Origin of the sequence: Bradyrhizobium sp. CCBAU 45394 (genome assembly GCF_028128655.1) — a bacterium.
In the GTDB taxonomy this organism is placed as follows: domain Bacteria; phylum Pseudomonadota; class Alphaproteobacteria; order Rhizobiales; family Xanthobacteraceae; genus Bradyrhizobium; species Bradyrhizobium diazoefficiens.
The window spans coordinates 87723-101701 of sequence record NZ_LBIX01000160.1 but is presented as its reverse complement, the minus strand read 5'-3'; the positions used below and the strand labels follow the sequence as shown (position 1 = coordinate 101701).

The window sequence follows — 13979 nt, the reverse complement described above, 5'->3', positions numbered from 1 at the left end:
AGTCTTGCGCTGCCGAATCCCCTCGGCTGGGAGGAGCGGATGACATGAAGGCCTCGAGATTTTCGGACGCCCAGAAGGCGTTTATCCTGAAGCAAGGCAACGACGGGGTCGCGGTTGCGGACATCTGCCGCAAGGCCGAGATCAGTCAGGCAACCTATTTCAACTGGAAGAAGAAGTACGACGGACTGCTGCCGACCGAGATGCGCCGGTTGAAGCAGCTTGAGGACGAGAATGCCAAGCTCAAGAAGCTGGTGGCAGATCTGTCGCTCGACCAGGAGATGCTGCAGGACGTGATCCGCCGAAAGCTGTGAAGCCTGGTCGGAAGCGCAAGCTCGTCGATGAGGTTTGCGGTGAGTGGCAGGTGTCGATCCGTAAGGCCTGTGCGGCCCTCGAGTTCGACCGCTCGACCTACCACTACAAATCCCGTCGCTCCGGCCAGGCGGCCCTCGAAGCTCGGATCAAGGAGATCTGCCATGTATTTGGTTGAAATCCCCTGATCAGCTCCGCAGCTGGCCCTCGAATGTTTTGGCTGGTGGTCCACTCCCAAAGCCGCTTCTCCTTCTCCAGGAACAGAAGCACTTCATCGATCGAGCTGAATTGGAGTGGCCTATTGAGAATAGGTCTCGGAACTTCAATCTTGGTTCATAAATGCCGCCTCAAAAGCGGTATCTTCTCGCAACGGCTGCGCGAGTGCAAGTGAGCTGACGCGCTACAAATTTGTGGAGCCGCCGCATTTGAGCCGCTGCTCTGCCCCGTCAGGGGCGCCCTTCCACAGCGCAATTCTGCGGTTTGGTGGAGATGAGCGTAGGAGCGACGCTTTACGGCTTTCGCTTTGGCTGATTCCCAATCAGCTACCGATCTAGATCGACCAAATATACTGGCAGACCAGCATCTGCAGATCGCGCTGAAGTCTGCTCTCGGTAGCGGTTCTTTTCTTCGGGATTGGCAAGTCGAACGCGCAAGGTAGCCAATTCGTCGCAAAGAGGCTTTCCGCCCGACCGCGCCGCGTTGAGTTTGGCGCGTATTCTTTGGTCGGCACAGATCGCCTCAGCATCCGAATATTTTCGAGCAGCGAAAGCAACAACCGGCTTTCGATCGACCTCGATTGTGAACACCGAGAGCGAAAGCCTATCATCGCGCATGACTTTCCTTGCAGGCTAGATCGCGCCGATTTTCACGCAGATCACATGAATGATCACAAATATTGGGAGCGCGCCCAAAAACCATGCGACCGCATCGCCATCGCGATCCGACGCAAACTCGCGGTTCGCGTCTGTCTCACGCCCATGAGGTACGACTGAAAAGACCTGGCTGGGGCGTGTGCATCTGGCCGCGCGCCGCAACAGTTGTTTGACTGTCGCTTCCTTCTTGAGCGTATCCGCGCCTGCGTCTCGATCGGACATCCAGCTAGCCCTTCGCCTTCAGTCCGATCTCGACCAGTCGGCGGATGGTCTCGGAGCGAGCGGGCTTGTCGGCCTGCTGTGCCGCCCACGCATCGAGGTTTGCCATGAATTCATCGGAGAGGCGGAATGTGCGCGAGGGGTCTCTGCCCGTTGCAGGGCGACCTGCGCCGGGCCTTTTCCCGCCGACACGCTTTGGTATTGCCTTTTTCACAATTCGGTCTTACCGTTTTCAGGCTTGGAAAACAAGCGGCCCGCCGACCGTGTTGGAAGCACGGCGACAGGCCTGGCCCAAATCATGAGGTAAGTCATGGCTCAGGTTAATCCAGAGAATAGCACACCTATGCCGGCAGTTTCGACGCGGCGCCGCTTCCTATCCCACGCCGCAAGCGTGGCCGTCAGCGGTGCAGTTCTATCGCTGGCGACAAATCCGCCAGCAGCAGCCGTGGGCGCGCCAGCGGGTGCCCTAGCATCCCTGACGTCGATCCAATCTTCGCGTTGATCTCCCGGCATCGCGCCGAGGAGCGGGCCTATGAGGCCGCCCTGATGGCTCGCGACGAACTCGAGGAAATCGTACCGGAGGAGTTCCGGCGGCCGGGGCGCGTGCAATGGGGTATGAAGGACGGGGTTAATCCGTACTATCTGCATTCTCACAAGCAAATCGACGATTGTCTTGTCGCCGGAAGCCGACATTCCCCCAAAATCAAGGCCCAGCTACACGCCGATCTCGATCGCGACAGGTTTGAGATCTGGGCGAAGCGGGAAGAAATCGGCCTTCCTTACGCCGAGGAACGAGTCGCGCAGCTATGCGACTCTTGCCAAGATCTGGAGTGGGCGCTCGCCAACACGATGCCGACTTCCATTGCCGGCGTCGCGGCACTGCTTCGTTACGCCAACGAGGTGGAGGACCAGGGCGTGGAGTGGCCAGACACCGACACGATCGGCCCAGACGGATGGCATTATCAACTTCGGCAAACCGCGGCGCGCGCGCTTCAAACGGTGCTCGCCACAGACCAGCCAGCGAGAACGTAGGCTCACGTCGTTGCGCGCCCGTCAAAAGGCGATGCGTGCGGTTAGTGCGGCGGCAGGACCTCTGAGCAGTAGCGCCCGTCGGCTTCGGCCGGCGGGCTTTGTTTTGAGCGGGGCTTTCGTTATTTGCGAAGAACAAAGCCAGAAGCGCCGTGTACGATCCGTGTCTCACCACTGAGCGAGACTAATCGGGAAAGCCTGAAATCAAAGGGTTTTTCTAGGACCAAATGAGACACGGCTTCTCAAAGATTTTAAGACCTACGGCATTGATTTTATTGGCGATCCCGGCAGGATTCGAACCTGCAACCCGCGGAGTAGAAATCCGCTATTCGGCCAAGACACCCCGCCTCGGCTTAGCCACCGATTGGCCACTGCAATCCCGTGAACAAACCGCGCCATAGGACGTCAAACAAGCGCAAACTCTTTTGTTTTTGTTGGTCTTAGACGGGGGATTTCCTGTTCGACCAATCGCAATAATCGGGTGTTGCGTGTCCGCGATTTGAGCTTGCGTCGGAGACGACCGAGCCGCCGAGTTTTGCGGGTTATCGCGAAGTGAAGCAATTCATACGCTCACTTCCGGAAGTGCCGTCGGGAGATCCTTCCACCCCCAACGACGCCTCAAATTTGTGAGCGGGCGGCAGCTTGCGACTTGCATCGCCAACAATGGCCGCCACGTGTTCGCTCCAGCGCTCCAGCGCTCCAACGCGTCGCGCATCTCCTCGGCGTAGCGAGCTCGATTGTAGATGCCTGCGACGCCCGCGCGATGTCCGCTAACATGGTTCAGGACGGCTTCTACAATGTGCGGTAACACCCCGAGCCGATCCGCCATTGCCGTGGCAGCGGATCGGCGAATGTCGTGGACGGTCCATGCGGGCAGAGCCTCGCCCTGGGCCTCAAGAATGCGCGCATCAAGCGCAGCCTTCGACTTCGACCAGCCGGAGAAACCGCGTTTCTTGTCATCACCTTTGCGTCGAGGCCCATCACCAAAGCTTTCAATTACCCACATTTGACGTCGGATTTGAGCGAGGCGCCGCGGGCGAAATCTTGAATCGGTAGAATCTGTTGTGATTCGTTGTTGAGCACCTGATTCGGAAGCGCGGGGTGTTCGATGGGCTTGGTGAAGGAACGCGCGGGGGCGCGTGCTCAGCGATTGACGACCGGTATCGAGACGTGGGTTGATCGGGAAGTTGCGGGATGCGAGTTTAAGGATGAGCGGCTTGGTCGCCGGTTCTGCAAATTGCTCGCACAAATCGGGAGCGACATGGGTCAAAGCATCCCGCTGGTTTGTCAGGATTGGGCCAACACGAAGGCCGCCTATCGCTTCTTCTCCAACGAGCGGGTCGACGAGGCGGATATTCTTTGCGGTCATTTCGAGGCGACGCGCGGGCGCGTAGCGGCGACGGAGGGACCGATCCTCGTCCTCCATGACACGACGGAATTCAGCTTCAAGCGCGAGAAGCCGGATCTGATCGGCTTTACGGGCAAGACGGCAGGACGCACGCAGTGCGGCATCCTGATGCATTCAAGTCTCGCCGTGACGACCGAGGGGCTTCCGCTCGGACTGTCGGCAATCAAGTTCTGGACCCGCAAGAAGTTCAAGGGGACGACGGCGCTGAAGCGAAAGATCAATCCGACACGGGCGCCGATCGAGCAGAAGGAGAGCATCCGCTGGCTCGAGAACTTACGGCAATCGACCGACCTTCTCGCTGCCCCTGGACGATGCGTTCATATTGGTGATCGCGAGAGCGACATCTATGAGCTGTTTTGCCTGGCCCAGGAGGCTGGAACGCATTTCCTGGTGCGAACCTGTGTTGATCGGCTTGCCGGGGACGGCAATCATACAATTGGCGATGAAATGGACGAGGTTACGATCAAGGGTCTACATCGGATCAAGGTCAAGGACGACAAAGGGGACCCCGACGACGCCGTTCTTGAGATCAGGTACCGCAAGATACGAGTCCTGCCGCCGATTGGCAAACAGACGAAATATCCCGCACTCACTCTGACCGTGATCCATGCTCAAGAGCGGGGAAGGCCGAAGCGGCGAAAGAAAATCGAGTGGAAGCTCCTCACCGATCTCCCAGTCCAATCGCGCAAGGACGCCATCAATAAAATCGAATGGTACGCCTTGAGGTGGAAGATCGAAGTCTTCCATAAGATCCTCAAATCGGGCTGCAAAGCAGAGGACTCAAAATTGCGAACTGCTGAGCGTCTGGTCAATCTGATCGCGGTCTTCTGCATTGTGAGTTGGCGCGTCTTCTGGATGACGATGCTCAATCGCTCCTCGCCGAATGCCGTACCGCAAATGGCGCTGACAGATCCCGAAATCAGGCTTCTTGATCATTTGGTGAAACACAGGGGTGGTGATTGCTCTCGACGAAGCACGCTCTCGCACTATGTCGTCAAGATCGCGCGGCTCGGAGGATACTTGGCCCGAGCCAACGATCCGCCTCCAGGAAACACCGTGATCTGGCGCGGACTATCGCGGCTGAACGACATCGAACTTGGAGCCGCAATCGAGGCTACAACTATGGGTAATTGAAAGTGCGGCTAAACGCTTACACAAATGCTGATTCCGCTCGATGTCGCCCACCATTCCGAGATGATCTCGCCCGGGATGATGAGGCTTCTTCTGGCTCCGATACGGTCCCGCCTTTCGGCTTTGCGAAGGGGGACCTGGATGCCGACAGAGAGGCTTGCGATGCGCCATGCGCGCGATGTGATCAGATTGAAGTCGGCCGGGATGCCGACCCGCGAGATAGCGCGGCGGGTCGGAACGGCGCCTTCGACGGTGCGGTTGACGATCCGCCGGTTCGAGGCGGCGGGGCTGACCTGGCCGTTGCCCGACGACGTCACCGACAACGATCTCATCATCGATCGGCGGGCACTGCAGAACCGACTATGGGCTAGTGTCGGCTTCAACTGAATAGGGCGCGCGCAGCTGATTGCGGACGACTGTAACATCTACGTTTGCAGCGAACGCGCGGGTCAGCGGGCGATGGAGAGCATCTCGCGCTTCATCTCACAAAAGCTCAAGGTAAACGAGGCGAAGAGTGCGGCGGCACGACCGCAGGAGCAGAAGTTTCTCGGGTTCAGCTTCACCGCTGGTCCAGGCATCAAGCGCACGATCGCGCCGAAATCTCTGGAACGCTTCAAACAGCGAATCCGGGAGATCACGCGAAAGGCAAAGGACGCCAGCATCAAGACGACAATGGAAGAACTGGCCACCTATATGCGGGCTGGCGCGGCTATTTCGGCTTCTGTGAAACGCCCGAGGTGCTGATAGCCCTCACTCGCTGGGTCCGACCGCGACTGCGGGCCGCTCTGTGGCGCCAATGGAAAACTCCACGGCGCCGCTGCGCAGCACTCATCGCAAATGGGGTTTCAGAGTGGGCTGAAGGAACACGGCCGGCAGCGGCCGCGGTCCTTGGTATCTCGCCCGCTCTCTACTGGGCTCTCAAATGCATACTTCAAATCGCTCGGCCTGACATCATTGTTCCGATCGTGTTAGCGCAACTTCTCGAACCGCCGTGTACGGACCCGTTCGCAACGTCGTGTGGGAGGGGCGGAGCTGCTAGGCTCCCCCCTACCCCGATCAATAACTGCGCGCGATCATTGGAATCCGCACGCGGGCTGCTCACGGCGTGGCGATACGAGATTGCGGCGGCGGAACATACCGGTTACGGAAGAGGCGAATGTCCCGTGGTCCTCCCGGACCCCGCACAACCGTATAGGGCACGCTATAGATGTCGATGCTCCTCTGTGGCTCGCTCGAATTCGGCAGTAAGCCGTGCCGATCTAACTGAAGAATCAGGGGATCGGGGGCCGGTTGATCACGATGGACCCAGTTCGGGCCGACAACAGGCCCGAAATCCGGTGGCCCGGAGTTATTCATTGGTCCTGTTGCTGCGCGATCCAGTCGCTGGCGATGGCGTGAAGGCTCGGCGGAAGACGAGGGCCCGGCGGCTTCCTGATTCTGAAAGCCGGGCTCGCGGGCCGGGCCCACGACAGACGGCCCAGCTCGTTGGTCGCGCTGAAGCGCGAATGCGTGGGCGAATTCGCGCAGCGTTGAGTCGTCGCTGCGTACTCTGTCACGGGAGGGCTCCAGTCGAGCCAACTCGAGGAGGGTGCGCTGACGACGCAGGTTCTCCTCTGACGCAGTGAAACTCAAGCTGTCGCTAGTGTCGTCTTGGCTCTCAATGTAGTTCTCGAAAGTGTCGACGGTGTCGCTTCGACGCCCCAAGGCGTGGGCCTGGTGATGACGCACAGGCGCGATGGAAGGCGATGAAGGGGTTTGCTGACCCGGGGTGGTCGGTTCACGGGCCCCATCATGCGGCACAAGGCGAGCATCGTTAGGCAACGCAAGCGGCGACCACTCCGCCGAAGCAACGGACAAGGCCAGTGGATTGGCTCCCAGGCTACTGCTGGCCAACCGCTCAGCACACCACTGGCGATAATCGTTAATATCAGCCTCTGAGGCAAAACCGCCCGAGGAGTCTAAAACGGCGTTGCGGTCGAGAATCCCCTCAGAGCTGTCGCTAGCGCGGCCCGGCGACGGGTTGCGCACAAAGCGAGGACCGTCACGCAACGCGGACTCACGATAGGGGCGATTCATGCGAGAATACGGGAGACGTTCCTGTACCCCGGCCAGCACTGCGCGGAATTCCCCGGACATACTGCCCAGCGAATTGTCCCCCCCGTTGGATGGTTCGACCATTCTCAGCGCGCTTGGCTGCTGGCGAGAGTCCGTTGGATCGGCTGGTGGGGAAGCTTCCGTACTCGAACGCCGGATTTCTCCTTCTTCGATCATTGTTGGCACAGTGCGTGCGGCCAAAGCTCGGTCGATAGAATCCATGCCTCGTCTCCCGTTGGGAACCGTCACAGCCGGTCTTTTGATTACGGTAGATTGCGGGGCTGAGCTTACAAGATGCTGACGACCTCGATGACAAAAGCGGTGTCGGCCTTGAGGCGGCAGATGTGGGTAATTCAAAGTCACCAAAGAGGAACTCCCGATCAATGCGCCGGGGCTGGGCTTGGATCAAGGCCAGAACCGCAGGGGCGAGGGGGAGGATATGCTCGCGATGGTTTTTGACCCGGCCCCCGGGAATGGTCCACGTCGCTTCAGCAACTTCAGGCCATCGCATGCCACCCACTTCGTCGCGGCGCTGGGCGGTGAGGATCAGCAACCGGACGATGCGGCCATAGTCGTCATCGTGGCATGCCAGCCAGATCGCTCTTAGCTCCGCATCGGACAAAACCCGATCACGGGATGCCGGCGCAGGCGGACGGTTGGTGCCGAGCACCGGATTGGCCGGAAGGTCCAGCCCCTCCCGGATGGCCCAGTTGAACATGGCCGACACAGCGGCTCTCGCGCGGGCTGCGCTCACTGATAGGCGAGATGGTCCGAGACGTGGCGGCGGGTGACCTCGCTCGGTCGTGCGAGCTTGGAGGTGTTTATCGACATCTGCAAAAGATCGTAGAATGCTCTGAAGCGCTCCGCGTAGGCAGCATTCCTTGGCCCGAGCGTTGCGCTCAGGATCCGATGAAAGAGCAGGCCCCGCTTCGAATAGGCTTGCAGCCTTCGAGCCGGTCGCAATGCGCTCACGCCCTGCCGTGGGATGAACCAGCATCCAAGCTGCTCGAGGTGCCACTCACTCGGCGCGATCGGCCACTGAGACCGCCGCTCAGCAAGCACCCGGTCGATCTCCCGTATGAGGCCGCCCATCCTCAACGCTGCCAGCTCAGGCGTCTCGTCGGACAGCGACCACGAGAGATGGCCGTCTCCTATTGAGTCGGTGAAGCTCTCCCGTGCCTCCTCGATTCGCTTTTCCGTAAGATTTCGGTAGGCCTTGTGCACGCTTCCCGGAGCATTCCGAAGCAGCGTGTCGAGCTCGATCAGAGCTTTCCTGAGATCATCCCGACTGGCATTCGTGATTTGCTCCTGGCGCTCGGCAAGCTCTCGCGCCTCCTTCTTCCAGGCCTCAATGGCTGACGTTTCGACTCGGCTGACCACGGGCCCAGGCAAAATATTCGTCCAAATGACAGGAGTAATATGTTGCATCGATAGGCGTGCGCCGCCCGATTTGCAATCGGCTCTGTTCGTTGCTCACACTTCTTCGCCCGTGCCGAGCGGCCATGCCCAACACGCTTCCTTAGAAGTATATGGCCGCAGGGAAAAGCTGCGCGAAACCTAGCGGGGACAACGAAAAGCTGCATTGTGGTCACGATGCTATTGACGAACCGATACGGACTGTTTTTCAATCTGGGCGGGAGATCCGCGCGTGCTTAGCGACGCGGACGGGGGCGGTCATATGTGGAATTTTAGCCGAGGCGCGGCTTGCGTTGGCATTTGTCTCGCCATGGGCGGGTGTACCAGCCTGTACTATATTCATGATCCGCAGACAGGCGTGATCACGGCCGGTGAGCTGCCGTATTTCCTCAAGTCGATCCGATGTGAGGTCGTGACCTTTTACCAGATCGAACGGGAGAGGCGGAAGGAATACCTGAAGATCTACAAGGCCAGGCCTGAAGAGGCCTTCGACAGGTACGCTCATTTCGACATAGACCCGTTCCTGTATGGCACCTTTTTCCTGGAGTTGAAGGTGACCGATACGGGCGGGCTCGGATCCGGTACAGCGTTCGATTACAAGCGGATTCTGAGCGCGACCAGTAGTGAGATCACCCATGTGGGTCCCACTGCTTCAGCCCAGGACACCTATGACCTGATCTGGTCATTCCTGATGAAGCAGAACGCCCAGCTTGCGTCCGACTCGACGCCGGCTGCCGCGGGACCCGCAACGTACGAGCGTGGCTGCTATCGAGGAACGCCTACGGACCTGATCGAGCTCGAGGGACTCGCCGAGAACAAGTACCCGGACCGCGCCGCCTATAAGCGCATCATTGTCGATGCGTCCAAGCCACTGGCGGCTTGGTTGCGGGACAATGCTATTCTCATCGCCGCTAACAATCTCACGCCGGCCATGCCTTCGGAGAGCGCGGAGCCGGCGCAGATGACTTACACGTTTTCGATCCAGGTTACCGGCGGCGTCGAGGCAAAGTACTCCCTCACGTCGTCGCGTTGGACGCCTGCTGCAGTTCAGGCGTCTGCCTCCGCTCAGCAGTTCAGTAATCTCGGAATCTACATCAACGGTCCGAATGCGGTGCTTGCCAACGGAGCCAAATCCGGGTCCGCCGGCTACGCGGCGAAGACGCCGCCGCTTGGATCAAAGGACAATCCAATTTACACAGCTCCCTCGCCGGGAGGAGAGAAGTCGCAGGAATTCCCGGGAGGCGCCGGACGCCGTACGGGCGGCGGACCCCGGACAAATGGATTCATCGTGGCGCCGGTGCCTGTGTTCCCGCCGACCCCAACCCCGACGCAGTAGGACAATGGTTCGCCTCTGGTTGCCCAGACTCGTTCTGCTGCACGCGCTCTCGATCTCTTGGGGCGCGAATGCTCAGCCTGCGCTTCCTTCGGGAGTGTCCGAAATGGAGCTGTACGGCACGGTCATTCGCGGATCGAAATGGGAGATTAAGGAAATCCCCGTCTGCTGGGAGAATCTGCAGCCGAAGGATCAAAAGTATGCCGACCTAGTTCGAAAAGCGGTTGCGGAGACTTGGGAGACTGCGGGGCAAGGCGGCGTGTGGTTTTCGAAGACCTGGCCGTTGTGTACCGACGGCGCGCCCGGTGTGCACGTGCGGGTCGCTGACGAGGGCGCTCACACCGATGTCGTCGGCAAGTACCTTGACCGCAAGCCATCGGGCATGACTCTCAATTTCAGTTTCAATCATTGGAGCAAAGGCTGTCGAGATAGACGCGAGTTTTGCATTCGTGCCGTTGCGGTCCACGAATTCGGACATGTGCTTGGTTTCACGCATGAACAGAACCGCGACGATGCGCCGGAGCAGTGCCGCAACGAGAAATCGTCTGGCTCGGTCGGCGATTATAAAGTCACCAAATACGACCCCAATTCCATCATGAACTATTGTAATCCAGCATGGAACGGAAACGGACAACTCAGCCCGCTCGATATCGCCGCTGTCAGAACATTCTATCCTTCCTGATATTTGGCCTGTCTCTATTCCTCTGCCCGCCGGCGCAAGCGGACCGCGCGGCAGTGCAGATTGCTGCGCGGTATAACGTCCGGACGGTTCACGTCCAGTATGTTGGCATCATGTACAACGACAAGCAGGAGGTCGGCGGCGGCTCCGGGCTGCTCATCGGCGATAGCCTCGTGCTGACCAACAGCCATGTGATCGGACGCGAGGAGAACTACAAGAGCTTCGAAGTCAATGCTCGTCTCGGATCGCGCAATGCGAACCCGATCAAGGTCACCGCGATTCATCGCGATGATGCCAGGGACCTGGCGCTCCTCAAATTGTCGCAGCCCGCCGGCAACAGCGGGGGTACCTCGCGTTGTCCGATGCCGGTGATCAATGACAACCAGCAAGCCCCGATGGGGACTCAGCTCTATCTGCTCGGTTACCCCCTTGATTTGGATCTCAGCATATCGAGCGGTCTGATAAGCAACCAGACTAGCCCGAATGGTCGCTGGCAGACCGACACGGTCATGAACGTCGGCAACAGCGGTGGACCCGCATTCAACGAGTTCGGCGCACTGCTAGGTATTGCGGTCGGCGGCATTATCAAGTGGAACGATGCGCAGGTTTCTGGCGTCAACTTCATCATTCCAGCCACTGTGATTACCGCAAGCCCGCTCTACAGTATGATCACGGCCATTCCCCAACCCTCTGTTTGCTGGACGAAGTGGGTCGACACGACGATCTCGTTTGAGAACTGGAGCAGGCTAAATTCCACGCACGTGCAGACGCAAGCAAATGCCGGCGTGAAAATTCCCGAAATTCTTGCCGGAGCGATCCACACTCTTCTCCCGGAGGACCGGCGACTGATAGTGAACGTTCCGGTATCGCAACTCGTCGAGCCAAAGCAGATCGAGCGGTCGTTTACGGTGGACAAGACCAAGGACGATCACCCGGTCGTATTTGCGGAGCACTCGGCTGATTACGCTGAGACCTTCGCGGCTGAACCTGGGTACCGAATCACGGGGTGCTCCTGGCACGTGGAGACCGCCAATGGTGCCGGCAATATTGCTTGCGCGATAAACGGCAGCGGGGCACAGGCTCGTTTCACCTACAGGCTCACCAGCGGACCTGCCGTCGACAGGTATCGCGGATGGCTGGGCGCGACCGTCAATCTTTCCCAGATTCTAGCGAAGTAGGTAACGGACCGGATGGTTATGCTCGCCCTGCCAACCCACGCTTCGAACCGGTTACATTGGCTCCGCCACGCGTTCCAGCACGTTCGGACAGGGCTCGTTATCTTGTTCTGCGCGCTCGCCACCGGTTGCGCCCACCAAGGTCCGGTCTCACAGCCTGCCAAGCCGCATGTCCACAAAGCTCCGCAGAAACATGGGAGCGCGTTCAAGAGATTCGGCTATCGCTATGGCCCCGGGTATTACCATCATGTCCGTCACTATCATGGCTATCGGCCGTGGCGACCGACAACCGGTGAGGCGAGCCAGGAGGCGCCGCCTGACAAGAGCACCACCGGTGCCGAGGTTGTGGTCAACAAGTCGGCTATCAAGGGTCTGGTGCCGGTCTACTTCGCCACGAATCGCATGGTGACGGGCGGGCCTGGTCTCGAATTGAGCCAGATCTCCTATGCTCGTTCTGCCACCAACACTTTTGGTTACGTGACCGTCAGTATTCCCGTCGTTCACAAGATGGGCGAAGTTGAGACGCCGAAGACGAACTGGTTTGGGCTACGCAAGGAGGCGGAAGACGACAGAAAGCATTTCCGAATCCAGAAGCTATATCGTCTGTCTCGCGAAGAGTTCGCTTCCGCTATCGCAAATCCCGCCGACAGCATGATGCTCTTTGTGCATGGCTACAACGTCGGTTTTTCCGACGCTGCATTTAAGGCAGCGCAGATTGCTTTCGATGCGAACTACAAAGGTCGCGTCATGATGTATTCCTGGCCGTCCAAGGGCGGGCTGCTCGATTATGACTACGATCGCGAAAGCGCACTCTATGCGCCGGACGGCTTGTTCGATCTCCTTCAGCTCATCAAGAAGGAAGCGAAAGTTTCCAGGATTATCGTGATCGCACACAGCTTGGGCAGCGAGGTGGTATTGGGAGCTTTGCAACAAGCCGCGCTGAGCCAGACGACGCTAGGCATTACCGAGCTGATTTTTGCGGCGCCGGATGTTGATCGCGACCTCTATCTGGAAAGAGCTAACCAGATCAAATCTGCAGCAGGCGCGGTCACCCTATACGCCTCCTCGACGGATCTCGCCTTGCTGGCCTCCATGAAGAAAGCGCAATCCACCTCGCGAATGGGGTTCGTATCCAAGAGTGGGCCGACTCTCGTGCCCGGTATCGAAACGATTGATGTTTCCGCGGTGGGGAGCGAAATGTTTGCTCTAAATCACAGTACGTACTCAACCAGCCGCGCTGTTCTCGATGATATAGGCCGGATCATCTCTTCTTCGACGCATCTTAAACCCCCGCAGCGGACCCCGACCTTGCGATCGATGCCCGACGATTCCACCACGACTTATTGGATGTATCCCTATTAAAATTGGCTCTTCGGCTGTGCTTAAGCCAATAGGCTGGGCCATGGTTGCAGTCACTCTGAGGAGCGCGTGTCTTGCCCCTCAAGTTGCGCCACGAGCCAATCTGCAAACGCTCGCACGGCCGATCGCTGTCGGCTGGCGCGCGGGTAGATCAGGCGGTGACCGACGTAGCGGATATCGTCAGCGCGTCCTGCCAGCGGAGCGACCAATCGTCCGCTCGCCAGTTCGCGCTCGGCCAGAAGCGTTGATTCCAAGGCTACGCCCAACCCCTCCGCAGCCGTCGCAATCGCAAGAAAGCTGCGGTCGAATCTCATGCCGTGAAGCGCAGGTGCTTCCAACCCATTCGCAGTGAACCATTGATGCCACTGCACCCGCTTCACATCGGAGCGGATGAGCGTCTGATCGAGGAGATCGGCAGGCTTCCTGATCGATTTTGCGAGCGAGGGCGAGCAGAGCGGCGTGACCGTCTCCTCCGGCAGAGGGACAATTTCGACGCCTTCCGCGCGCGGCGGACCGTAGACGATGTCGATATCGAAATCGTCGTTGCTGAAGCGCGCATAGTCGGTGCTTGCAGCCAGCCGAACCTCGAGCTTCGGGTAAGCAGCGAGAAACTGTGCAAGCCGTGGCGCCAGCCATTGCGCGGCAAAGCTTGGCGCGGAATGGACGCGCACCAATTGTGGACCGCGCGCGGCAACTTCCTCGAGGCCACGGCGGAGCTGATCGAATGCCGCTCCCGTGTGACGCATCAAGTTCTCGCCGGCTGGCGTGAGCCGCACGGATCGTGCGCTGCGCTCGAACAAAACAGTCCGAAGCGTGCCCTCCAGCTTGCGGATGGCATGACTGACGGCACTCGGTGTCAGGTGAAGCTCATTCGCCGCATCGCGAAACGATCCGGTGCGGGCAGCCGCTTCAAAGGCACGAATTGCCGATATGGGGATATTCGACAGCATGCCAT

At 59.1% G+C, this 13979-nt stretch carries 13 protein-coding genes, 1 tRNA gene and 1 pseudogene; 9 read left to right on the top strand and 6 right to left on the bottom strand.

The genetic code is table 11. From position 1 onward, the window contains the following. Nucleotides 1–44 precede the first annotated feature (44 nt). Nucleotides 45–472: pseudogene (locus WN73_RS19555) on the top strand (transposase); the annotation flags it as partial. Nucleotides 473–851: 379 nt separating this feature from the next. Here the strand turns inward: WN73_RS19555 and WN73_RS19550 are convergent. Both WN73_RS19550 and WN73_RS19545 read right to left on the bottom strand, forming a co-directional pair. Further along, the gene (locus WN73_RS19550) at nt 852–1142 is read right to left on the bottom strand and encodes a hypothetical protein (RefSeq protein ID WP_143279434.1); all 291 of its coding nucleotides are present in this window, start codon (nt 1140–1142) and stop codon (nt 852–854) included. Between the two features lie 15 nt (nt 1143–1157). Then, the gene (locus WN73_RS19545) at nt 1158–1403 is read right to left on the bottom strand and encodes a hypothetical protein (RefSeq protein ID WP_097669953.1); all 246 of its coding nucleotides are present in this window, start codon (nt 1401–1403) and stop codon (nt 1158–1160) included. A 543-nt stretch (nt 1404–1946) separates the two neighbouring features. Between WN73_RS19545 and WN73_RS19540 the strand changes: the two genes are divergently transcribed. Continuing rightward, nucleotides 1947–2432 (top strand): hypothetical protein, encoded by a 486-nt coding sequence (locus tag WN73_RS19540; RefSeq protein WP_271554414.1) that lies wholly within the window; start codon nt 1947–1949, stop codon nt 2430–2432. 273 nt (nt 2433–2705) lie between these two features. Here the strand turns inward: WN73_RS19540 and WN73_RS19535 are convergent. Then, a tRNA-Ser gene (locus tag WN73_RS19535) sits at nt 2706–2772 on the bottom strand. Between the two features lie 765 nt (nt 2773–3537). Here WN73_RS19535 and WN73_RS19530 point away from each other — a divergent pair. The 3 genes from WN73_RS19530 to WN73_RS19520 all read left to right on the top strand — a co-directional run bounded on the left by WN73_RS19530 (nt 3538) and on the right by WN73_RS19520 (nt 5712). Beyond that, the gene (locus WN73_RS19530; RefSeq protein ID WP_271554413.1) at nt 3538–4971 is read left to right on the top strand and encodes an IS4 family transposase; all 1434 of its coding nucleotides are present in this window, start codon (nt 3538–3540) and stop codon (nt 4969–4971) included. Between the two features lie 24 nt (nt 4972–4995). Beyond that, nucleotides 4996–5355, top strand: coding sequence for a helix-turn-helix domain-containing protein (locus WN73_RS19525; RefSeq protein WP_245570274.1), 360 nt, complete (start codon nt 4996–4998; stop codon nt 5353–5355). A gap of 72 nt (nt 5356–5427) precedes the next feature. Further along, nucleotides 5428–5712 carry a hypothetical protein gene (locus WN73_RS19520; protein ID WP_245570273.1) on the top strand — a complete coding sequence of 95 codons (285 nt, stop codon included), beginning with the start codon at nt 5428–5430 and terminating at the stop codon, nt 5710–5712. 354 nt (nt 5713–6066) lie between these two features. Here WN73_RS19520 and WN73_RS19515 read toward each other — a convergent pair whose 3' ends face one another. Next, complete coding sequence (locus WN73_RS19515; RefSeq protein WP_271554411.1) at nt 6067–7284, bottom strand: hypothetical protein; 1218 nt, start codon at nt 7282–7284, stop codon at nt 6067–6069. Nucleotides 7285–7812: 528 nt separating this feature from the next. After that, nucleotides 7813–8442: a hypothetical protein gene (locus WN73_RS19510; protein ID WP_271554409.1), complete on the bottom strand. Its 630-nt coding sequence runs from the start codon at nt 8440–8442 to the stop codon at nt 7813–7815. A gap of 394 nt (nt 8443–8836) precedes the next feature. Between WN73_RS19510 and WN73_RS19505 the strand changes: the two genes are divergently transcribed. The 4 genes from WN73_RS19505 to WN73_RS19490 all read left to right on the top strand — a co-directional run bounded on the left by WN73_RS19505 (nt 8837) and on the right by WN73_RS19490 (nt 13027). Continuing rightward, entirely contained in the window at nt 8837–9814 is a 978-nt protein-coding gene (locus WN73_RS19505) for a hypothetical protein (RefSeq protein ID WP_143279431.1), read from the top strand. A gap of 103 nt (nt 9815–9917) precedes the next feature. After that, nucleotides 9918–10493, top strand: a complete 576-nt coding sequence (locus WN73_RS19500; RefSeq protein ID WP_271554407.1) for a M12 family metallopeptidase — start codon at nt 9918–9920, stop codon at nt 10491–10493. 110 nt (nt 10494–10603) lie between these two features. Next, nucleotides 10604–11668 carry a S1 family peptidase gene (locus WN73_RS19495; RefSeq protein ID WP_271554405.1) on the top strand — a complete coding sequence of 355 codons (1065 nt, stop codon included), beginning with the start codon at nt 10604–10606 and terminating at the stop codon, nt 11666–11668. A gap of 12 nt (nt 11669–11680) precedes the next feature. Beyond that, nucleotides 11681–13027 carry an alpha/beta hydrolase gene (locus WN73_RS19490; protein ID WP_271554404.1) on the top strand — a complete coding sequence of 449 codons (1347 nt, stop codon included), beginning with the start codon at nt 11681–11683 and terminating at the stop codon, nt 13025–13027. Nucleotides 13028–13077: 50 nt separating this feature from the next. Here the strand turns inward: WN73_RS19490 and WN73_RS19485 are convergent, their stop codons facing one another. Continuing rightward, nucleotides 13078–13974, bottom strand: a complete 897-nt coding sequence (locus tag WN73_RS19485; protein WP_097668884.1) for a LysR substrate-binding domain-containing protein — start codon at nt 13972–13974, stop codon at nt 13078–13080. Between the last annotated feature and the right edge of the window lie 5 nt (nt 13975–13979).